Genomic DNA, 20,189 nt, shown 5'->3' on the forward strand with positions numbered 1-20,189 from the left:
ATTTCAATAAAAAAATAAAAGCATCAAAATCTGATGCTTTTTAATAAAAATAGCTGTTAAAATTAAATATTACTTTTTGCTTCTAGCTTTCTAAGCTTTCTGTTAACCTTTGCAATCAGTCTTACATTGTGAGTTCCTTTGTTAATTAATGAACCTTTTCTAACTTCTAATTCTAATCTTTTATTCATTTAAAAATCCCCTCTCACCCATAAATATTTTAAATACGGTTGCTTCCATATTGATTACAATTCTACCATATTTTATAATTTATTCAAGATGATTGCATTTCAATTTTTAAATTTATCTGCTTTTATCTCTTAAACTTTAAGTTTATCTCTTCTTTTGTCATAATTCTCATTTTTTCTATAATAATTTATTTTTTAAATGGGTTTTTCCTCTCTTTATCTTTTCCAAGCTTCCTTGATTCTTTAGAATAACCTATTTCATTAGCTGTTTCACATTTCATCTTTTCTACTTCTTTTTTAGTTTTTTGTCCTGATTTTTTGTTAGCCTTACTATTTTTATTGTTTTTATGAGACATATTATTCACTCCTTTAACTAAATACATATCATTTATATTATTTAATTTTTTAGTAATATATATTCCATAAAAATTTTGTAACAAAAAAATCACACCTATAATATATAAATATTGAAAGTGTGATTTTTGTATGTAATTGTAAATATTTTCATAAGCAAATTTACATAGCTTCTATTTTATCTTTTATAAAATCTTTAAGGTTTTTATAATTGAATTTTTTGTTATTAGAAGTATCTTCTATAACAAGTTCAAACTTATCTTTTACATCTATATATTTTAGCCTATCATATTCTCTTACATTGTGGGTATATATTTCTTTAACATATTTTAATTTATTATTCCATTCTTCCATTGTATTTGGCTTTAAATTTTTAAATTCCAATTTATAATTATCTAAGTTATCATCAAAAAAAGTTATATTTTTTACAAACAAATCAATAGGCTCGAAGTTATTATTAATACCATTAATAATATACTTAAACTCTCCTTCTTTTTCATTATATTTAATTTTTATAAATCCATCAGCTGTAATTTCTATAGATAGTTTTCCTAAAATATCATCTTCATATTTATACAATATATCCTTACCGTCTTTGTCCATTTTAAAATCTAATTCTTTTGTAAGAAATTTATCAAGCTCCTTTTTATTGTCTTCATTATATGCATCTAAAGTTACATCATATTCCAATTCCTTTTTCATCAAGTCAATACTATATTTTTTAATTAAGTCCTCACACTCTTTAATTGTTAGTTCCTTATGTAATTTATTGTTTTTTAACTTATTTATATCCATATTAACCCTCCTAAAAATTCTCTATACTTTCATCTTAGTTAATTACTTACATTTCTTCAATATATTTTACAATTAGTTTACATATGGATATTATAATTTCTAACAATATTTATCTATTTTTCCTCTAATTTCTCCAATTAAAAATATTATTTCAAATTTTTAATTAACTCTACTCCCTAAGTTAAATATGCACTCTATAATTTTTAAACTGGATTGTTAAGTACATATATTACACTATTGATTTTACTTTCATAACCTTCATTTTTAAAATTTAACTTTTCCAATAGTTTTTTACTTGCTATGTTTTCAGGATGAACTAAACATGCTATTTCATATGTTGGAAACATTTCAAAAAGTTTCTCTATAAGATTTTTTAGCATTTCATAAGCATATCCATTTCTTTGATGTCTATATGAAATAGTATATCCAAGTGTAATAGTTTTTCCTTTAAAGGCAACATATATGTGACCTATTAAAATATCAGTACTTTTTAATGCTATTGCTAATTGGATTGTCTCTCCATTTAAAATTTTTCCCTTTTCATTTTTTATAAAATCAGCTAAATATTCCTTTGAATTTTCTTCCCATCTTTGATATTTTGAACATAAAATATTGTTTCTATAATCATATAAACAATCTAAATCACTATCTTTAAAATTTCTTAAAACTAATCTTTCTGTTTCTAATATCATATTCCCCTCCTAATTTATACATTTGTAAAATCCACAAAATCTTCTGGAATTAATTCATAATCAACTGAAGTTTGTAATTCTCCTAACTGATTCCTCCATGAATCTTCTCTAACTCCTACTTTTTTAAACCCAAGAGTTTCATATACGTGTTTAGCTCTGTTATTATTTATATTAGTGTCAAGAATTACCTTTTTATATCCCATATCATAAAATAAATATGAAATTAGCATACTTAAAAATTTTCTTCCAAATCCTTGATTTTGTTTTGATAAAGTGCAGATCTTAATTCCTATTTCAACAACTTTATTTCCTACATTATAATAAACCATCTCACCTACAGCTGTTTTATTAATTTCAAGAATTAATCTCCTTTTTACATCATCTCTATCTGTTTTAATTTTTTCTACAATATCTTTTGCTTTCTCTCCTGTTCCATTTGGAAATCCAGCATGCTCCATAATTTTACCATCATTCCACCACTTAGCTAAAAGTACCCCATCATTAACTGTGGCATTTCTTATAATTAAATTTTTATATTTTAATAACATATATAATCACACCCTCATATAAATATTAACTTATATTTATTATTTTACCAAAATCTTAAGTCTAATTAATACTTGAATAAATTTTTGTTTCTACTATTATTATAATAAATCACTTAACAGAAAAAAACACACCTTCAATACTGATATAACTTTATTATTGTATATTATGTTCTTTTACTATAATTTCTTATCTCTAGTTCTAATAGAAACTCTTCTAATATATCTTTTAAGTACAACAAAAAAGCTACCTCCTATCTTGTTATAGATAGAAAATAGCTTTTTCTGTATACATCATCAACAAATAACATAATATATGTATATCGTAATAAATCTTTTATTTTAACGAAAATCTAATTCATTAAACTCGTTGATATCACTAGCTTTACGTCCTATTCTTCCCATCCTTCTGGAATGGGTAATAGTGTAATGTCTTTTATTATAACAACCTATAAATGGCTTAAATACTACATTATCTTTTTATAGTACATTACTATATATTATAATATTTTATTCTATAAGGGGCAAAAAAAGGGGCAAAATTATACTTTGCCCTCTTCTACTTTTTTTATAAAACTCTAATAATAACTTCTCTGCTGCTCAATAGTTTAAAATAGAGTGTATTATTTTATAAGGGTTAAAAAAATAAAGGACTAAGAAATAAATCTTAATCCTTATTATTCTTACCTTCAATCTTTAAGTTCGATTAATATAGAATTTACTTAATTTAATATGGTTAATTAAACTTAATATAAAAAATATACCATCACTTAAAGAATATTCTCATGTCATAATTACTTATGTAATCTCTCACATCATATAAATTACTATGTAACCACTTATACTCATTAGGATACATTTGTTTCACATATGCTTGAAAAACACCATTATAATATATCATATAATATTTATTACTATTTATATATTTTTGCACATTCACTTTTTTATAATAACTATATTCTTCTTTTAATATTTTTCTTATTTCTCTTAAAATGCCCATAGCATCCTTCTTATTACCATCTGAGAATAATTTCATACCTTCTTCAGCTTTTTTAGAATAAAATTCAATGTGTTCAATCATTTCATTTATTGATATTTCTCTTTCATCAAACTTTAATACATTATCTTTCATTATCTGTCCACCTCACTACTTTAAATAATTATATTATTTTTTATTATAATACTTAATTAATAGCTGTTCTATCTCTTCCATAGTACAATATCTCTTATTCTTATCTCTAAATACTATTCCTAAGTTTATATAATACTTAAATCCTGTATATATACTTACCTTAACATATACACAGGATTAATAATCTTTCTTTTATTACTGGCCCAACATTGAGTTAATCCTAACTCTTCTACATATACTAAATACTTATCATATTCTTTATCATGTATAGCCTTTAAATAAGCCTCTTCCCTCTTGTATACATCTTTTAAACTCAATCCCATATCTTTTATTCTCTTCATCATTATTTCTCTATGCTCCATTATAATATAGCCTCCTTAATTAAAGGTATGAATGAATTTGACACCCTTTATATTTAAATATAACTTATGTTTCTTTTTAATGTATGTAGTCCTAAATTAGGATTACATCTCTTACAAACTGACCCGTCAAAACAACTTATCAGCTTATCATCTTTATTAATTAATATACCTTTAAGTATATTAAAGGTCTCCTTGATTTAGGGCGTCGTATTTATATTCTTATCTATATATGATAAAAGGATAAGAACTTTAATCTTATCCTTTTGACTTAATACATAAATTCATTTTATTTTTCTATCTCTTTAATTATCTCTTCATTATCATTATAATATGTAATTCTTTTAGGTGTTATTTTTTCATTTGAATCAATCTTTGAATCATATGGATCATATTCCTTTGAATCAAATGGATCATATCCTCCATTTCCATAATCTTCGTATATTCTTAATTTATTATCTCTTACGAACGGATTTATATAATCGTAATATTCTACTTTAACCTGTAAAAAACTATCTACAACAGCCACCATCTTTTTACCATCTTTCTCTACAATATGCTCTGGATCAGTAAATGCATATAAAACAAATCCAATAAATATATAAATTCCGATACTTAAAACTATTAATGAAATTCCAATTTTACATAAAATCCGTGTAGATGTCTTATCATTACTCTTGCGCATAATCTTATATAAAAAAATAATTATTTGAATTAGAATTGAAAATACTAATATAGTAAAAATACTTACAAATATAAAATTAACCCAATTTAATAATACCAACTTATTTAATTTAAGTATATATTCAAGAATCTTATACACTATTATTATTAAAAATAGCGTAATACAATTAATAATAAAAATTTTCTTTTTCATAAAGCCTCCTTATGAATTTATATCTATAAATAAGCACTATCATATCCTTCAAGTTTTTCTTATTTATAATTATCTAGATGTTTGTTTGATATAAGATATGTTTTGAAATCATTCCATTTAAGATGTATTTATTCATTATATACATTAAAATATTTCTCTATTTTGCTCCTTTAAGTTACTATTTTAACGTATTAAACAAAATATCACAAACATATATTCAAATCAACATGATGTATTTTTCAATTTATAAATTATATTAATATTTATAATGTTATTATATTTGCATTAACAAATTAGAAAACAAAAAATTGTAAGACTTATTCTTGCAATTCTTTTTGTTATATGGAAAGTATTAAAGTTAAATGTAAGTTTGATGTTATCCTTAGTTATTATAGATCTTATTTTATTGCATTAATAGTTGGTTTTATTTTAAGCTTACTATATTTGTATTATCTTTTACTTATATACTTTATCATTAGAAATTAATAAAAATAGCTGCAGGGATTAAGTTCCTTACAGCTATTTTTACTAAATAATATTCTATCTCTATATAATAAATATTATTTTTTTGGTTTTTTCTTTTTTAATTCTAAAATCTTCAAATAAAATAAAAAATTATAGATTCAAAAATAATAATTCATTTTTTTAATCTATTCTTCTAACTCGTCCAATTCATTTTCTAGCTCAAGTTCTATTTGTTCATCAACAATACTATAAACTAAATCATCATCTTCTTCTTCCTCGGAATTTTCTAATTCTTTTATTTCATCTTGTATTTTTTTTAATTGGGCTTGTACATTTTCATCAATTACATTACCTATATTTCTTAAGAAACTTAACTTAACATGTGCTGTCCACTCACCACGAACCTTACTTTCATTATATGCTTCAACAATTGTAGGCAAAATTTTTCTACACATTAATATTGTAAGTGCTATTACTTTTTCATCATCATTATATCTCATAAGAGAACCTACATAATTTGCATCAGAAATTTTATTACCATTATTAAATTTTAATTCAGATACAAGTATATGATCTTTATATTGTATTTCTGGTTTTAAAGCCTTTAAATTATCATCATTAAAAATAAATGCTAATGTTCCTAATAATGCACCAACTCGTACGCCTTGTCCTCTTATAGCATTTATCTCATCCTTACTTTTCCCCATATAACTAACAAGTCCTGTTAAATATAGTTTACATCCATTCATTAATTCATCATTTTTATATTCTCTTAGTCTATAAAACATCCAATATAATAAATCTTTATCAATATTATTATCCTCAATAATTTCTCCCCATATTGATTCTTTGAAAAACTTTTTTATTATTGAACTGGCATGTGTTTTGCTTGATAATATTATTAATTTAATTTTCGTTTTATCTTTATAAATTAAAATATTTTCTTCAAACCAATTCATTCTATCTTCTAACGAATCATCTTTTGACCAAATTTTTTTAGCATACTCAATTCTAACTCTAAAATATATATGCTCTATTTTTTCCCCATCTACTTCTATTTCTCTTTTACTATTTATATCAAATCCATCTATATTAATTATAGCGTTTTTTAAGTCTCTTTCATCCCAATCCATCTTTATTATATGTTCTTTATTTCTATTTAGAACATTAATAACATCATCAATCTCAGTAAAATCTTTAAAATACCAATTTGAAAATTTTATCATAAAATCTTTATTCCTTTCTATATACCACTTCTTGCTTATCGAAATTTAAATCAAAAAATATAATTACAATCTTTTTCAAAAAAAATTTATAAATTTTTTTTGAACATATAACTCTTATATCAGTTGATATATAATCTTCATTTTTTATTGATTTATTTGATAGTATTTCTAAAGTTAAATATATTTTTTTATTATTTTTATTTGTGATATCAACACATATTTCTTTAGATGGATTATCGTAATTTATATAATCATATTGATCTAAATCACTTACAGTAATGCTTGTCCAATCAGTATTTTTAATTACTATATATATAATTCCATCTAATTTTCTTATTATAGTCTGTAAAAGTTTATACTTATAATCTACAAATATCTCCAAATCAACTTTAGAAATTTTATCTATTCTTAAACGTAATTGTTTCAAGTCTACTCTATTTTTAAAAAAAGTTTTTATTGATGCTGGTGAATTAATACTTTGTGCAATAAAATTAAAAATTAAAGTTATTATTGCCGAATCTACTGCAATTCTAGCAGTACTACTTAATGGTAACATATTTAATCCTAATAATTTTTGAACGTTGTCTATTATTGTTAAATTTGTTAAATTAAACAATAATACCGCTATAGGTGCACTATATTTTATTAAACATTTTAAATATCCTGTAATACCTCTGCTCCATATAATATATATTGATGGAAGTATAAATATTATATAACCTATATTTCTCACCATCCTAAATACACTTTATAACTTCCAGTACTTTATCTAATATTTTAGAATCATCAATTATTAATAACCCATTATCATATAATGAAAATTTTATTTTTATTGGTTTATCATCACTTTGCATTCTAAATGACATATACTTTATATCTATTCCTTCATTTGATTTTAACCAATTTAATTCATCTAATAAATTTTCTTTAAGATTATTAGATGAATTATAATTTATTTGAGATATTAATTTTAATAACATTTCATTATCATCTTTAAAAATATCTATTAATCTAATTTCATCTATAATTAAATTTTTTTTCATACATGATTTCAATAAATTTAAAAATTTATTGGCTGTTATAATATATTGTGTTGCTGGGAACTTATTCATTTCTTCTAATAAATATTTATAATCATACAAATTATAATCATATTGAATGGCGATTTTGTTTCCAGATAATAATACAATTTTATCTTTTCCAAACTTTTTGTATAAGTAATTTAAAGTTTGTTCAAAATTAGATGAATCTAATATATATATTTTAAATTGTTTATCCATAAATTATCACCTCCAAAATTTTAAATCTACTGTATAATTGTATACCTATTACATAAATAATATGTTTCAAGTAAATTATATCAATAAAAATTACTGAAGTATACTTATATTAACTAAATTTAACTTTTATTATATACATTTAATTAATTTTTATTCGCAATAAATTAAAATAAAGGCAGGATTTCTCCTGCCTAAATTACTTTTTATACACAATGTCCTAGTTTTTATCTACCCTAAAATTCCTCTATGCTATTCCTAACATTTTTTTATACATATCTATTTCCTTATCTTTTTCAGCTATAAATTGTATTATTTCTCTTTCATTTACTTTTAATATAATAGGTCTATTTGCAATTTTATCTAGTTTATCCCATAAAATATTTAATGGTATTACAGCCTCTGCATTAGAACCAGTTCCGTTAAATTTATCTCCTACAACATTTCCACCATTAAGTAATGTTGGTTGTGTAAAGATACCACCATTATATAAATAATTTATGTTAGGTAAATTAACTCCAAAGTGTTGCCCTCCGACAACTGGTACCCAACTTGGAATGTCTACACTAATACTATTTATTCCACTTATTGCGGCGTTAATCATTCCGATTACTGCATTTAATGGTGCTTTTAAAACAGCTCCTAAACCGTCCATTATTCCACCGAATATATTTACTACTCCTTGCCAAGCTTGACTCCAATTACCCGTAAATACACCTTGTATAAAGTCTATTACTCCGCTAAATATTCTTTTTATAGAATTCCAAACACTAGACATATTATGCATGAAGGCATTTATAATATTTCCAAACACTCCAAAACTCTTGGTCCAATCTGTAGTAAATATTCCTGTTAAGAAGTTATTAAATCTTTTAAATACACTAGTTATCTTTGTCCAAACTTTATTAACTCCATTTCTAAACCAATCACATTTATTATACAAAGTAACAAATACTGCTCCTAAAGCTAAAAGAATTGTTATTACTAATCCTATTGGATTCATTCTCATTGCTAAGTTTAAAGCTTTTTGTGCTAAAGTCATAGCTTTTGTTGCTGCTGTAACTGTTAATTGAGCTGCTTTAAATGCTAACAATTTAACTTTTTGTGCTACCCATACTGCTCCATTTTTTATTGCCATTGCTGTATTTTTTATTATTTCTATAGTAAATTTGGCTAAGGACTTGATACAATTTAATATTCCTTTTACAAAATTAGCTACACCCTTTGCTGCACTTTTTACTAGCTCTATAGTAAATTTAGCTAAAGATTTAGTTATATTAACTATTCCATTTTTAAACTTACCAATTACATTAGTTCCATTTTTTACGCCTTTTGCAAAACCTTTTACTCCATCAATACATTTTTTTGTGTTTCCAGGAAAATTTTTAAGGAATTTTACTGTTACACTTACACCTTTTCCAAAACTGCCCAATGCTTTTATAGTTGGACCTAATGCTACTGCAAATAATCCCATATATACTATAGTTTGTTGTGTGCCTTTATCCATTCCAGATAAATTTGTTATTAATTTATTTAAGTAAAGAATTAATGGAGTAAATATAGGTAATAATCTACCTCCTATTGTTGCTTCAAGTTCTTTAGTAGATTCTTTAAAAGTTCTACCTGCATTTGCTGCTTGATCGCCAGTTCTAGCAAAATCTCCTTGTGCATCTTTAGTCTTAGCCATTACATAGTTATAACGTAACTGTACTTGCTCGGCTTGGCTCATATCTTGAATTTTTTTATGAATGCCTTTACTTTCTGCAAATCTTTGTAGGTTAGTTTGTGTCATTATTATTCCTAACCCTTTTAAAGATTCAGTTTCACCAGTATATACTCCAGTAAGTGCTGTATTTGCTTGTTCTATAGATATATTTTTAAAAGATGCCATATCTGCTGCTAATTGAGTTAAATTCATAGAATAATCCTTAGTTTGATTAGCATTTAAACCCATACTTGAACCCATATCACCAAACTTACTAGCCATTTCTAAAGCACTAGATTGACACATCCCCATAGATTGTAAAGAAGTTTTACTCCAACTTTCAACTGTATTTGCATTATTTTTAAATACAACATCTGTTTTATTTATATTTTCGTTTAAATCACTTGCTGCTGAAAATGAAGCTTTACCTGCCAACATTAATGGAGCTGTTAATCCTAAACTTAACTTATTACCTAAACTAGAGAATTTATTAGAAAATTTATTTAATTTAGAATCAAAAGAAGATGTAGCATTTTCACTTTTCTTTAAAGTTTTTGCCACATCTTCACCTTTTTTATTTATTAAATCAAAAGCTCGTACTGTTTCTTGATAATTAATATCAAACTTAGCACCAGCCTTAAATACTTCTGCTATTAGTTCCACCTCCCTTCTTTTATAGGAGTTTATTTAATAATTTATTTTGTTTATTTTTAATCTTTTTAACTTTATGCATTTTTTCAGCATAAGTTAAATTATTTTTAGTTCCCCCTACATAATCCATATAATCAAGTGACTCACCATTTAAAACCTGATAAATAGCATTTTCTAGTACATATTGATTATGTATTCTTTCATTAAAATACTGTTTAATAGTTCCATCTATAATCACTACTGCATCTGTTATTCGCATATTTATTATAATTGAATAAGCATTACACTTTACTAATAAACCAATTAAATCACAGCCTATATTTTCTAATGTAATGCTGTAGTAAAAGCCTTTAAGCAAGCTTGAAAATCTTCACTATCTAATATTTTCTTTAACATAGCAAATGTTACATTTATTTTTTGGTTTTGTATTTCTTCTACTTTTACATCAAATAAACTTGCTAGTGTCTTTTCAATAACTTTTGCATTTGGATAATATCTCTCAATTATTGCAGTATATACCAAATTAAAAGCGTTATCTAAAGACATACTTTGCACTTTATCTCCTAAAATATTTAGTTCAATATTTAAATTTTTTGTTTTTAAAGATATTACCTCTTCGATTATCTTTGCTTGCTCTTTTTCATCTTTCTCTTCGTATTCATCCATACTCATTTTAGATTCAATGTCTTCCTTTAAACTTTCTTGCCATTCTACTTGTTTTTTAGAATAAGCCATCATTAAATCCCTTTTTTCATTACTACCACCACCAAATAGTGCCAACACCTCATTTTTAATACCTAATTTGTTTATTAAATTAATTAATTCTATTCCTTTTTTTGTTGTTATTTCTAGTTCAAACTCATTTAATTTTTCTATATTCATTCAATTCTCTCCTTTATTATTCATTTTTTGATTTAACCATTTGAGTAAAATTAGAAAATACTTCAACAGGTTTTATTTTCCCATCATATGCATTTTCCAATGATATTTTAAATGATGCATTTTCTTTACCCTTCATATCGAATTTAATTCCTTCTTTATTAAAAACATCTCTTATTAAAATTATTGTTGGATCTCCACTTTTATTTTCACCTACTACTAAAACATCTTTATATTTTTCTTCTGCTATAATTCCATAACTTGCTACATAATGACCTTCACCTACTTTATCTAGCAAACTACTCTCTATAAGTTTCTCATTTAAATCAAGCAAATCACCTGTTATCTTTACATCCCATTCTGATACTCTTTGCCATCCTTTAACTTTTTTTGCCGCATTTTTTATCACATCAATTTTAGGTTTAATATTTATTGTAAGTTTATCTTCAAAATACCCTAGCACCTTATCTTTTAATGCTTCTACATATCCCTTAGTTGCTTGTACATCAGTAAAATCTCCAATATAAACTGCTCCCTCATCAACTAGCATATTTTTCTCACTAGCATTCCCGTAATCTATTGTCATCTAATCACTCCTAACTATATTTTTTTATGTTATACATTAACACTGCTTTAAATTTATCTTTATCTATATAATCGCTATACCAAACATTTTCTCTTACAATCCAATCCAAATTACTAAACTTAAAATTATTTAATAACTTATCTAACTGCATTGTTTCATTTATTATTTTTATTTTATTTTCTTTTAATCCAACTAATTTAACTTCAAGTGAAATCAAAGTACAATGACCATTTTTAGTATCCATCATTGATTTACCTATCTTGAACTCTTTCGCAATATTTCCATTCTTAAAATTAAAATCATCTGTAATAATATCAACTCCATTTGGTACAATATTGCTTAATTCTTTGTAATATTGAATAATATCTATCATTAATCAAATACCTTTCTTAAATGTTTAATATAAATATTCTCAAACTTTTTAATATCCCTTTTAAATGTACTTCTCAAATAGCTCTTATTTTCAAATTCAACTTTTCTTGCATATATTAAAGGACTACCAACTTCAAAGCTTGAATGAGTATCTGTTAGCTCTGTATTAAAAGTAATACTCTTTTTTAAAGCACCAGGGCTAATTGAACCCTTCTCTTTACTACCAACTGGAGTAACACTTTGTACATCAGCAGTAACAGTAACAGCACATTCTTTAGTTGCATCTTCCATACATTTAATAATTTGATCTCTAAGTTTTAAAATATTATTTTCTACATACATCTATATCACACTCCAAAATCGCATATACCTTATACTCTTTCCAATCTTTCTTCTCCTCAACTTTATAGGTAATATCATCTACAACAATTACATCATCAACATTTAGATTTTCATTGCAATACATTTGTAATTTTGATTTTATTTGACTTCCCCAAGTATATTTAATTGCTTTTTCTAGGATTGGTTGAATATCACATTTGAAAGGTTGCTTTAAAATGTAATTTTTATTAATCATCATATTTTCTCTTAACTCTTCTAATTCAGTTGTAAAATATATATCTTCATATATTTCCATTAAACCCACACCTCTGCCTTTTTATTTGTAGGTTTAGGTAATAATCCCTTAATGTCATTAAAAACATTTTTAATTCCACCATCTACATATGTAATTTGTTTCTCACCTATCTTGTATTGTTTTATTGATGGATTTTGATTTAAATAAGCTTTTAAATTTTGAGTTAATAATATAATTGCACTATTAAAATTTTCTAAAATATAGAATCTTGTATATTTTTTTGTATCATTTAAATAATAATAAATTTGATCTACAGCTATATCTCTTATTTCATTATCTGTCATCTGTATTTCCTCCTTTTATATAAAATTAAGGGCATACAATTATATGTATACCCCCCTTATATATTAGACTTGTGAAGCTTCTAATGTATATTTTAAAGCTGCTATCGCTTCTTTTCTTAAAACAATAGATCCATAAACATCTAGTCCTCTTACACCATCTGCAAATGCAGATTGTAATCTTAATGCTTCTGTTTCTTGTAATTGTCTACCAAAACCAGATCCTGATTTATGCATAGCGATTATAGTATCTGCTGGAAGCTCTTCACTTTCTACAACTTGAAGTCCATTAATTTTTTGTCCTTCTACTATTCCATTTTCAAGCACTACTGGATTTCTAGTAAATCTATCATCTTTAGCTAATAATCCTAATATTTCAGCATCTACAACAACGTATCTATTTACTTTTGGTACTTTCTTCTTGCTTAACTTAGTTCCTAGATCAACTATATTATCATAAACATTTTTTGTATTTAATACTATAGCCTTACTCTTTCCAATAGTTTCTCCTGCACCTGCTGCTACTGTAATAAAAAAGTCTGTATCTTCTTTTTCTTTTAATTTTGCAGCTTCATCTGCAATAGTATCTTGCATTACATCCTTAACTGCTTGTACCTTGTCTAAATCATCCATTGTCATTGCAAAATACTTCTTTTTATCAAAGACTAAATCTACTGGAGTAGTTGTAACCTTATCCCATTCAATGTTACCTGTATAGTCTTTTACATCCCCTGTTGTTAATCTATTAAATGTTACTTTACTTCCATCTGTTCTAGCAGGTTTTGTTGAAATAAGTTCTGCAACTGAAGTCTTTCTAAATTCTGTTATTAATCCTGCTTCCCATAATACCTTTTTAAATGAATCTATAGCCATATGTTTGGCCTCCTTTTATATCTAATATAGTAGTTATTTTTCTTTTTGGACTAAATCAAACTTTAAAAAAGTCCATAAAAAAAGACTATGTTTTTTTTGCTATATATCATTTCAAGCAATTTTTCATAATCTTTTTCTTAGTTATTATTGTTATTAAAATAGTCTAAAGCTTCTTCCATACTTAAATTGTCATTTTGTAATAAACTCTCATAAGTTTTAGCTGTTGCTGTTCCTTCTTTCTTTGGTGGTTTATATCCACCATTTAATTTACTTTGCACCTGGCTATTTATATAAGTTTTCATACTATTTTCAAATAAATCAATGTTAGCATTTGTTACTTCTTCATTTTCACCTAACACAAAATCAATTAAATTACCTGGTATATTTTTTTCTGTTAATGTATCTTTAAATTTAGCAACCATTTCGGCTCTAGCAGATTTTTTATCAGCTTTATCAAGTCTTTCTTCTAATTCCCTAATCTTTTTTTGTTCAGGAGTTTCTTTTTTATTAGTCGCTTTTAAAACTTCTGCCTCTATTAATTTTTGCATGGTATTATTCTTGAAAGTATCGATTGCTTTCGTAACCTTTCCATCCATTAAACCTTGTATATCTTTATTACTTGCAAGTAATTTATTAAAGCCATCCACATCAGTAATTGGCTTTGCAAAACCATTACTAAGGATAATTTCATCAATATCCTTATCGTCCTCTACTTTATTAATTAAATTTAATAATTCACTTTTTAACATAATTCCTCCATTCCCTATATAGTTGTAAAAAAAACTATATAGTTAAATTTATACATAATAAAAGCACCTACTCTTTATCTAAGTAAGTGCCTTTAATTTATTTCTTTACCATTTTCATATGCTTCTCGTGCTTCTTTAAGTAACATTTTATTAGGTCCTATTAGACCGTTTAATTTTTCATTTGGACCACTATTTTGATAATTACAATTATCGCAAATATCAAACATACCTACCTCTTTACTACATACTGGACATTTCACTTTTTATAACTCCTTTATTTAAAATAGTGACTACATTAAATAAGTTTTTAATACCAGATTGAAATATCTTCTTCTAAATAGTTATTTATTTCTTTAAATTTCTTCATCATACTATAAACATGATTTAAATAAAATTTATGATTAGTTATATCTTTTTCAGCTATCTTTATTAAATTAAATTCATTAGCATATTAAATACTACTTCTCCAAATTCTCCCGTATGCTCTAGTTGATATAAATATAATACTTTATTCTCTTTTATATAACTCTTTTTTACATATACCGCACTTACTTTCTCCTTATTATTTAATTAAACTCTCTTTATTGATTATTCTTTTGATATAATAATTCATCATAAAGTTTATATAATTTAATACCTAAGTTATTTACTTTTTCTTGATTATCCATACCATTAAATACAATTTCATCATTTATTAATAATTGTACTTCTCTAAAATCAGCTCTATTAATTTCAAATTCAATGAAGTTCTCATATTCAACTAAATAATTTATATAGTCTTTAACTCCTGAAATATTTATTAATAAATCATACAAGGCTTTTCTTAATTTAAAACTCATTTTTATTACTCCTTAAGTTTGAATATAATAAAATTAATTTATATGATAAAGTTGTATTAATTAGTTTGATAATATAATTCATCATATATTGTTTGAAGTTTTTTACCATCTTCATTTAAATAATCTTGATTTACAAATCCTATCTCTATTTGTTTATCCGCAACATATTGTAGTAATTTCGTTTCGTTAATATCATCTATCTCAAAGTATATATATTCACCTGAATCTTTTTTATTTTTAATTATATTATCTTTTATAATTATTAAATCAATTATGGTATCATCTACATCATCTTTATAACAGTTTTTCTCATTGCTTAACATATTTAATAGGTATTCAAACAATATTTTTTTTAATTTAATCTTACACATTTTTTAACCTCTTTACTAACCTTTCATCTGTTGAATTACATTGAATTAAATTACCCATATCTGGGTTTATAGTTATTTTAATCTTATAAACTTATGGTTATTCTTTTTAAGTTTTTCTTTTACTTTTAATAGTTAAGTTAATGTTTTATAGATTTCACTCATCTATATTATAGTTCAAATCTTGAAAATCTTTCAATGGCCTAGGTATATTTTTTGAACCAATTATATTTTTATAATTATTAAATTACTTCTTATGTTTTGATTTATATTTATCTTTTAGATTATCTTTGCCTAATTCTTTTTTCTTGATACCATTCTTTATAATCTTTATAACTGATATTTTTCTTATTCATATTATCTATACGATTATTAGGTGTATAATCTTTATTAGGAATTAATATATAAGTACATCTATCATTTACATGGCGTGGTAATTCTGGTCTATCTTCATCAACTTTAAAGACTTTTCCATCATCACTAGCACATTTCTCACATGTTTTACTATCTAAGGTAGCACTATATAATAAATTTTTAAAATCATTATTATCTTTAAAAAATTGTTCATTTGCTGCATTTTGTACTCTTACCACTTCATTTCTAACTAATCTTGTAGTACACATTTTATTGACTTTAAACTTTTTTCTTATTTCTTTTTCTATTTTATTAAGATTAGTTTCACCTCTAAGAAATTTTCTTATTTCATGTTTTACTTTTTTAGATAAATCATTTTTATTTGTCCAGATTCTATTACTATAATTTTCCCCTTTGATAGTATGCTTTAATATTTTTTCTAAATCTCTTTTACTTATCTTTTCTAATGTAAAATCCATACCTAAAGATACTAGATAATTATTTATATTATATTTATCCTTTACTTGGTCTTTTAACTGCTTTGTTATCAGTTTATTTTCCTCTTTATATTCATCAGAAAATATATTAGTAACTGTTTTATCTAACTTAGCTGTCAGCTGCTTTTGCTGTATTAAAGTTAAGTTCATTTTATCATCTTTAACTTGATATTTAAGCATTATAGTTGCTATATTTTTAAGCAATTCTTCTGTATTTAAATCTTGTTTTTTTAATAACTCCATTAAAGTTTTATCTGATTTTTCATATAATTCATTGGCCAACTTCAAAAAGTTCTTTATAAAAAATTGTTGATTTTTATTTAATTTGGATAACCCTTTAATGTCTTTATAATTAAATTGTTTCATTCAAATCACCTGGTATATCTCCAGTTAAATCTTCTTTTTCCTTTAATTCAGCTTTTGCTCTTTCATATTCTGCCTTTGCATTAGTTATAAAACTTAGATTTTCTAGTCCTGTTTCTGCACTTAAAATTCCACTTGGTACTAATTTAGTAATTATATCTGCCATAGCACTATCATCAGAAGGAACATTTAATGTATATTTAATTCCAACTTTATTAAAGTCTAAATCCTGTCCATGTAACTTATTTAATGTAGTAAACATACATTGTATTCGTGTCTTAATAGCTTTAGTCATACAGTTTTGCTGAATCTTAACTTTATTTCTTAAAGCTATTATTCTAGTCATTAGGGCCACCCCTGAAGTATTGCTGCTTTGCTGTTCATTTAAATTAATATGTTGGCTTAATTGGTATATATCATCTTGTAAAATACTCAATAACTTATTATGAATTTCTGGGTTAATACTTTTTATTAAATAATCAGCATTAGCTGGATTTTCTTTATCATCATTGACAAGTAATATTCCATTATCCCTAAAGTTAGCTATTATTGTTTCAGCTATTTGTTGTTCTGTTACTACAGCATCTTCTTTTCCACCTTTTAAAGCCTCAATCTCTTCATCACCTAACCCCATATTTTTTAATATTAAATAACTTAATCTACTATCCCCTATTTCATTACTAAAATCAGATAATACATTTTCGATATTATCCTGTAAACTCTTTAAATCCATAAACAATGTATTATATATTCCATCTACTAAGTTACAATAACCAATAGGACACATATTAAAGTAATGTACATTAGTTTCTAGGATATCAAAATTACTATCCATTTTTATTGTTTCTGTATTATCAAAATATTCTATATACTCTGTTCCATCTACTTTATATACATGAATTGCATCCTCTACTATTCCTTCTTCATCTAAGCTCACATAACAATTTAAACTATTGTATTCTTTTATTTTGAATATATTATCTTTTATATAATAAAGTTCCATAGCTTCACCAAATACAAGTAAATTTTTCATCAATTCTGAATCTATATTAATGTTATTACTATTCATAACACTAGCTATAATTTTAATTTCTATGTTATTTTGAGGAGCTTCTATATTATTTAATGTTTCCTCTAATGATAATTCTCTAGTGTAAGTAATTGGATTACCTGTTGCAAACGCTACTTCTTCATTTATAAATTTTTTAATAAAATTAGCCTTAATTATTCTATTATTTCCTATTTGAGATTTTTTGTAGGTATTATCTATATCTGTTTTTCCTATATAATAATCCCACATTTTTTGTTTTCTACTTACTGAATCTTGCCAGTTCTTATAAAGTTTTTTTACTCTATTTAAATCCATTTATTACACCTACTTTTTTAATAAAGCTCTACTAACAAAAGTCATTGATGCTCTTTTAATAACTTTGATAGTATCTATATTGTTTATAGCCATTTCCAAACTATCTATAGCATCATCATGCAATGAAAATTTTTGACCTTTGAAGTCTTTAACTTGTTTGTTATATTCAGTATTTTTTTCATTAAAAAAGACCATCCCCGAATTAATTTTATCGGTTATAGTCATTATTCTTTCATCTTTATTTTTTGTATTATATATTGTTATTACTTTAATTTTTCTTCCTCTTAAAGCACTATCTGCTGCTATTCCTTCTTCTATCCTAGTAGCATCTACGCCTTTATAAACATTCTTTTCTAAGAATACATGTGTTATATCCTTATTAGCTCTTAATTTATCTAGCACAGTTTCTATATATAAATCAAATTCTAATTTTGAATCAAATTTATATAAAGACCCTTCTTTTACAATATAAAAATTATTATATTTTCCTAATGTAGTCATTGCTGTAAAGTCGCTTTTACTATTATTACTTGCAGCTTGGTCTATTGTTAATATTGTTTTATTACATTTATATTTTAATATTTCTTCCTCTGGTAATTCTATAGTATTTGTTATCCATACATCCCCTACTTTGCTTGTATCACACATTAATTCCTGCATAAATGATAATCTATTAGTAAAATAACTATTTGCTATATCTTTACTGCAACGATATTTGCTCCAAATTGTTGTAAATTGCATTTTATCAATATTATCTAGGTAATATACTTCTGCTGTTTTAACATTGTTTGGATCTTTTATATTTAATAATAAACTTCTATACTTAATCCAGTATTCATTATTTAAGAAATAATCGTCTATATCAAAATCAACTACTCCACGCCTAAAAGTTTTAAATGTAGCATCATTTCCTATAGTTTCTATAAAATCACCATTTGCTAGTGGAGTACCCAAAACTATAAATTTAGTATCAGCTTTTATTTTTACGCCTCTTTTATTATAGTTAGCCTTATCTCCACTTTCTACAATTTCTTTATAGAATTTATCTACTATTTTTTGCTTAGATTCATCTGAATTAACATCATCTTGCTTTAACACATCATCACAAACAATTACCTGTGGCCTTACCCTATTATAGACAGTACCTCTTATAGTTGAATTATAGGCTTTAGCACTAATCATAGTATCATTAGTTAATTCTAAATTATCAGCGTTTACTTTTCTGGTCCTTGTATCAATTAATACTCCAAATTCCTCTGCAATTTTTTTGCACTCTAAAAATTTTCTAGTATCAAAAATAAATGCTTGTGTATCTCTTTCTGTTTTACCAATAATAATAGTAAACTTAGATTTTTTATAACAATGTAGCCAACAACTAAGTAATTTATTAACTACTGTACTTTTAGCAAATCCTCTTGGTAATACAAATAGTTCCCTATCGTATTCATCCTTTACAAACATTTTATTTAATTCTTCTATAACAGCTAAATGTGTTGGACTTGATTCTCTATTATCTGGCTCATTATCCTGTGCTATAAAGAATTTATTTAAATAATAGAAACCAAAAAAAGCTATATCAATTTCTCCTATAGCTCTTGCAAGTCTTTTCTTATTTTTTAATATTAATTTCACATCATTTTCTTTATTTAAATCTAAAGGAGCTTCTTTATTGTGTTTATTCCAATACTTACATATTAAATATATATCCAAATTCAGTTCTTTACTAAATTCTTTTCCCTCTATATAATAAATACATATCACG

Annotated in this window: 27 protein-coding genes; all 27 read right to left on the reverse strand. The window is 24.7% G+C overall.

The genetic code is table 11. The features are described from left to right. Positions 1–62: 62 nt before the first annotated feature. The 27 genes from J2S18_RS09630 to J2S18_RS09760 all read right to left on the reverse strand — a co-directional run bounded on the left by J2S18_RS09630 (position 63) and on the right by J2S18_RS09760 (position 20,137). Positions 63–188, reverse strand: coding sequence for a hypothetical protein (locus J2S18_RS09630; protein ID WP_307486302.1), 126 nt, complete (start codon positions 186–188; stop codon positions 63–65). 185 nt (positions 189–373) lie between these two features. Further along, positions 374–541 (reverse strand): small, acid-soluble spore protein, alpha/beta type, encoded by a 168-nt coding sequence (locus J2S18_RS09635; RefSeq protein WP_307486611.1) that lies wholly within the window; start codon positions 539–541, stop codon positions 374–376. A 160-nt stretch (positions 542–701) separates the two neighbouring features. Further along, positions 702–1,334 (reverse strand): hypothetical protein, encoded by a 633-nt coding sequence (locus J2S18_RS09640; protein ID WP_307486306.1) that lies wholly within the window; start codon positions 1,332–1,334, stop codon positions 702–704. 203 nt (positions 1,335–1,537) lie between these two features. Next, positions 1,538–2,026 carry a GNAT family N-acetyltransferase gene (locus J2S18_RS09645; RefSeq protein WP_307486308.1) on the reverse strand — a complete coding sequence of 163 codons (489 nt, stop codon included), beginning with the start codon at positions 2,024–2,026 and terminating at the stop codon, positions 1,538–1,540. Positions 2,027–2,040: 14 nt separating this feature from the next. Then, positions 2,041–2,574: a GNAT family N-acetyltransferase gene (locus tag J2S18_RS09650; protein WP_307486311.1), complete on the reverse strand. Its 534-nt coding sequence runs from the start codon at positions 2,572–2,574 to the stop codon at positions 2,041–2,043. Between the two features lie 763 nt (positions 2,575–3,337). After that, positions 3,338–3,703, reverse strand: coding sequence for a hypothetical protein (locus J2S18_RS09655; RefSeq protein WP_307486312.1), 366 nt, complete (start codon positions 3,701–3,703; stop codon positions 3,338–3,340). A 155-nt stretch (positions 3,704–3,858) separates the two neighbouring features. After that, complete coding sequence (locus J2S18_RS09660) at positions 3,859–4,065, reverse strand: hypothetical protein (protein ID WP_307486314.1); 207 nt, start codon at positions 4,063–4,065, stop codon at positions 3,859–3,861. Positions 4,066–4,351: 286 nt separating this feature from the next. Next, the gene (locus tag J2S18_RS09665) at positions 4,352–4,939 is read right to left on the reverse strand and encodes a hypothetical protein (RefSeq protein ID WP_307486317.1); all 588 of its coding nucleotides are present in this window, start codon (positions 4,937–4,939) and stop codon (positions 4,352–4,354) included. Positions 4,940–5,589: 650 nt separating this feature from the next. Beyond that, positions 5,590–6,630: a hypothetical protein gene (locus tag J2S18_RS09670; RefSeq protein WP_307486320.1), complete on the reverse strand. Its 1,041-nt coding sequence runs from the start codon at positions 6,628–6,630 to the stop codon at positions 5,590–5,592. 7 nt (positions 6,631–6,637) lie between these two features. After that, positions 6,638–7,366, reverse strand: coding sequence for a hypothetical protein (locus J2S18_RS09675; protein ID WP_307486322.1), 729 nt, complete (start codon positions 7,364–7,366; stop codon positions 6,638–6,640). A 1-nt stretch (position 7,367) separates the two neighbouring features. Further along, positions 7,368–7,910, reverse strand: coding sequence for a hypothetical protein (locus tag J2S18_RS09680; RefSeq protein WP_307486325.1), 543 nt, complete (start codon positions 7,908–7,910; stop codon positions 7,368–7,370). 244 nt (positions 7,911–8,154) lie between these two features. After that, the gene (locus tag J2S18_RS09685; RefSeq protein ID WP_307486326.1) at positions 8,155–10,275 is read right to left on the reverse strand and encodes a phage tail tape measure protein; all 2,121 of its coding nucleotides are present in this window, start codon (positions 10,273–10,275) and stop codon (positions 8,155–8,157) included. A gap of 10 nt (positions 10,276–10,285) precedes the next feature. Continuing rightward, positions 10,286–10,621: a hypothetical protein gene (locus J2S18_RS09690; RefSeq protein WP_307486329.1), complete on the reverse strand. Its 336-nt coding sequence runs from the start codon at positions 10,619–10,621 to the stop codon at positions 10,286–10,288. Beyond that, complete coding sequence (locus J2S18_RS09695) at positions 10,588–11,145, reverse strand: hypothetical protein (RefSeq protein ID WP_307486332.1); 558 nt, start codon at positions 11,143–11,145, stop codon at positions 10,588–10,590. Before J2S18_RS09695 ends, J2S18_RS09690 begins: the two co-directional genes overlap by 34 nt. A 16-nt stretch (positions 11,146–11,161) precedes the next feature. Further along, complete coding sequence (locus J2S18_RS09700) at positions 11,162–11,728, reverse strand: hypothetical protein (protein ID WP_307486334.1); 567 nt, start codon at positions 11,726–11,728, stop codon at positions 11,162–11,164. 10 nt (positions 11,729–11,738) lie between these two features. Further along, positions 11,739–12,101 carry a hypothetical protein gene (locus tag J2S18_RS09705; protein ID WP_307486337.1) on the reverse strand — a complete coding sequence of 121 codons (363 nt, stop codon included), beginning with the start codon at positions 12,099–12,101 and terminating at the stop codon, positions 11,739–11,741. Further along, complete coding sequence (locus tag J2S18_RS09710; RefSeq protein WP_307486339.1) at positions 12,101–12,442, reverse strand: HK97 gp10 family phage protein; 342 nt, start codon at positions 12,440–12,442, stop codon at positions 12,101–12,103. Before J2S18_RS09710 ends, J2S18_RS09705 begins: the two co-directional genes overlap by 1 nt. Then, positions 12,426–12,737 (reverse strand): hypothetical protein, encoded by a 312-nt coding sequence (locus J2S18_RS09715; protein WP_307486342.1) that lies wholly within the window; start codon positions 12,735–12,737, stop codon positions 12,426–12,428. Before J2S18_RS09715 ends, J2S18_RS09710 begins: the two co-directional genes overlap by 17 nt. After that, positions 12,737–13,021, reverse strand: coding sequence for a hypothetical protein (locus tag J2S18_RS09720; RefSeq protein ID WP_307486344.1), 285 nt, complete (start codon positions 13,019–13,021; stop codon positions 12,737–12,739). Before J2S18_RS09720 ends, J2S18_RS09715 begins: the two co-directional genes overlap by 1 nt. 63 nt (positions 13,022–13,084) lie before the next feature. Then, on the reverse strand, positions 13,085–13,891 hold the full coding sequence (locus J2S18_RS09725; protein ID WP_307486347.1) for a phage major capsid protein: 807 nt from the start codon (positions 13,889–13,891) through the stop codon (positions 13,085–13,087). 137 nt (positions 13,892–14,028) lie between these two features. Continuing rightward, entirely contained in the window at positions 14,029–14,640 is a 612-nt protein-coding gene (locus J2S18_RS09730) for a DUF4355 domain-containing protein (RefSeq protein WP_307486350.1), read from the reverse strand. A gap of 92 nt (positions 14,641–14,732) precedes the next feature. After that, positions 14,733–14,900: a CPCC family cysteine-rich protein gene (locus J2S18_RS09735; protein ID WP_307486352.1), complete on the reverse strand. Its 168-nt coding sequence runs from the start codon at positions 14,898–14,900 to the stop codon at positions 14,733–14,735. Between the two features lie 321 nt (positions 14,901–15,221). Continuing rightward, a complete protein-coding gene (locus J2S18_RS09740) occupies positions 15,222–15,479 on the reverse strand; it encodes a hypothetical protein (protein WP_307486354.1) in 258 nt (85 codons plus the stop codon). A 56-nt stretch (positions 15,480–15,535) separates the two neighbouring features. Continuing rightward, on the reverse strand, positions 15,536–15,850 hold the full coding sequence (locus J2S18_RS09745) for a hypothetical protein (protein WP_307486356.1): 315 nt from the start codon (positions 15,848–15,850) through the stop codon (positions 15,536–15,538). A 281-nt stretch (positions 15,851–16,131) separates the two neighbouring features. Further along, on the reverse strand, positions 16,132–17,064 hold the full coding sequence (locus tag J2S18_RS09750; protein WP_307486359.1) for a minor capsid protein: 933 nt from the start codon (positions 17,062–17,064) through the stop codon (positions 16,132–16,134). Then, positions 17,051–18,427, reverse strand: a complete 1,377-nt coding sequence (locus J2S18_RS09755) for a phage portal protein (RefSeq protein ID WP_307486361.1) — start codon at positions 18,425–18,427, stop codon at positions 17,051–17,053. Before J2S18_RS09755 ends, J2S18_RS09750 begins: the two co-directional genes overlap by 14 nt. 9 nt (positions 18,428–18,436) lie before the next feature. Next, positions 18,437–20,137, reverse strand: coding sequence for a hypothetical protein (locus J2S18_RS09760; RefSeq protein WP_307486363.1), 1,701 nt, complete (start codon positions 20,135–20,137; stop codon positions 18,437–18,439). Positions 20,138–20,189: the final 52 nt, after the last annotated feature.

It is taken from the genome of Eubacterium multiforme, assembly GCF_030813415.1.
Classification (GTDB): Bacteria; Bacillota; Clostridia; order Clostridiales; family Clostridiaceae; genus Clostridium; species Clostridium multiforme.

Excerpts from the sequence above, each read along its gene's own strand:
- J2S18_RS09630 (WP_307486302.1), bottom strand. The coding sequence starts at position 188 with ATGAATAAAAGATTAGAATTAGAAGTTAGAAAAGGTTCATTAATTAAC.
- J2S18_RS09635 (WP_307486611.1), bottom strand. The coding sequence starts at position 541 with ATGTCTCATAAAAACAATAAAAATAGTAAGGCTAACAAAAAATCAGGA.
- J2S18_RS09640 (WP_307486306.1), bottom strand. The coding sequence starts at position 1,334 with ATGGATATAAATAAGTTAAAAAACAATAAATTACATAAGGAACTAACA.
- J2S18_RS09645 (WP_307486308.1), bottom strand. The coding sequence starts at position 2,026 with ATGATATTAGAAACAGAAAGATTAGTTTTAAGAAATTTTAAAGATAGT.
- J2S18_RS09650 (WP_307486311.1), bottom strand. The coding sequence starts at position 2,574 with ATGTTATTAAAATATAAAAATTTAATTATAAGAAATGCCACAGTTAAT.
- J2S18_RS09655 (WP_307486312.1), bottom strand. The coding sequence starts at position 3,703 with ATGAAAGATAATGTATTAAAGTTTGATGAAAGAGAAATATCAATAAAT.
- J2S18_RS09660 (WP_307486314.1), bottom strand. The coding sequence starts at position 4,065 with ATGGAGCATAGAGAAATAATGATGAAGAGAATAAAAGATATGGGATTG.
- J2S18_RS09665 (WP_307486317.1), bottom strand. The coding sequence starts at position 4,939 with ATGAAAAAGAAAATTTTTATTATTAATTGTATTACGCTATTTTTAATA.
- J2S18_RS09670 (WP_307486320.1), bottom strand. The coding sequence starts at position 6,630 with ATGATAAAATTTTCAAATTGGTATTTTAAAGATTTTACTGAGATTGAT.
- J2S18_RS09675 (WP_307486322.1), bottom strand. The coding sequence starts at position 7,366 with ATGGTGAGAAATATAGGTTATATAATATTTATACTTCCATCAATATAT.
- J2S18_RS09680 (WP_307486325.1), bottom strand. The coding sequence starts at position 7,910 with ATGGATAAACAATTTAAAATATATATATTAGATTCATCTAATTTTGAA.
- J2S18_RS09695 (WP_307486332.1), bottom strand. The coding sequence starts at position 11,145 with ATGAATATAGAAAAATTAAATGAGTTTGAACTAGAAATAACAACAAAA.
- J2S18_RS09700 (WP_307486334.1), bottom strand. The coding sequence starts at position 11,728 with ATGACAATAGATTACGGGAATGCTAGTGAGAAAAATATGCTAGTTGAT.
- J2S18_RS09705 (WP_307486337.1), bottom strand. The coding sequence starts at position 12,101 with ATGATAGATATTATTCAATATTACAAAGAATTAAGCAATATTGTACCA.
- J2S18_RS09710 (WP_307486339.1), bottom strand. The coding sequence starts at position 12,442 with ATGTATGTAGAAAATAATATTTTAAAACTTAGAGATCAAATTATTAAA.
- J2S18_RS09715 (WP_307486342.1), bottom strand. The coding sequence starts at position 12,737 with ATGGAAATATATGAAGATATATATTTTACAACTGAATTAGAAGAGTTA.
- J2S18_RS09720 (WP_307486344.1), bottom strand. The coding sequence starts at position 13,021 with ATGACAGATAATGAAATAAGAGATATAGCTGTAGATCAAATTTATTAT.
- J2S18_RS09725 (WP_307486347.1), bottom strand. The coding sequence starts at position 13,891 with ATGGCTATAGATTCATTTAAAAAGGTATTATGGGAAGCAGGATTAATA.
- J2S18_RS09730 (WP_307486350.1), bottom strand. The coding sequence starts at position 14,640 with ATGTTAAAAAGTGAATTATTAAATTTAATTAATAAAGTAGAGGACGAT.
- J2S18_RS09740 (WP_307486354.1), bottom strand. The coding sequence starts at position 15,479 with ATGAGTTTTAAATTAAGAAAAGCCTTGTATGATTTATTAATAAATATT.
- J2S18_RS09745 (WP_307486356.1), bottom strand. The coding sequence starts at position 15,850 with ATGTGTAAGATTAAATTAAAAAAAATATTGTTTGAATACCTATTAAAT.
- J2S18_RS09750 (WP_307486359.1), bottom strand. The coding sequence starts at position 17,064 with ATGAAACAATTTAATTATAAAGACATTAAAGGGTTATCCAAATTAAAT.
- J2S18_RS09755 (WP_307486361.1), bottom strand. The coding sequence starts at position 18,427 with ATGGATTTAAATAGAGTAAAAAAACTTTATAAGAACTGGCAAGATTCA.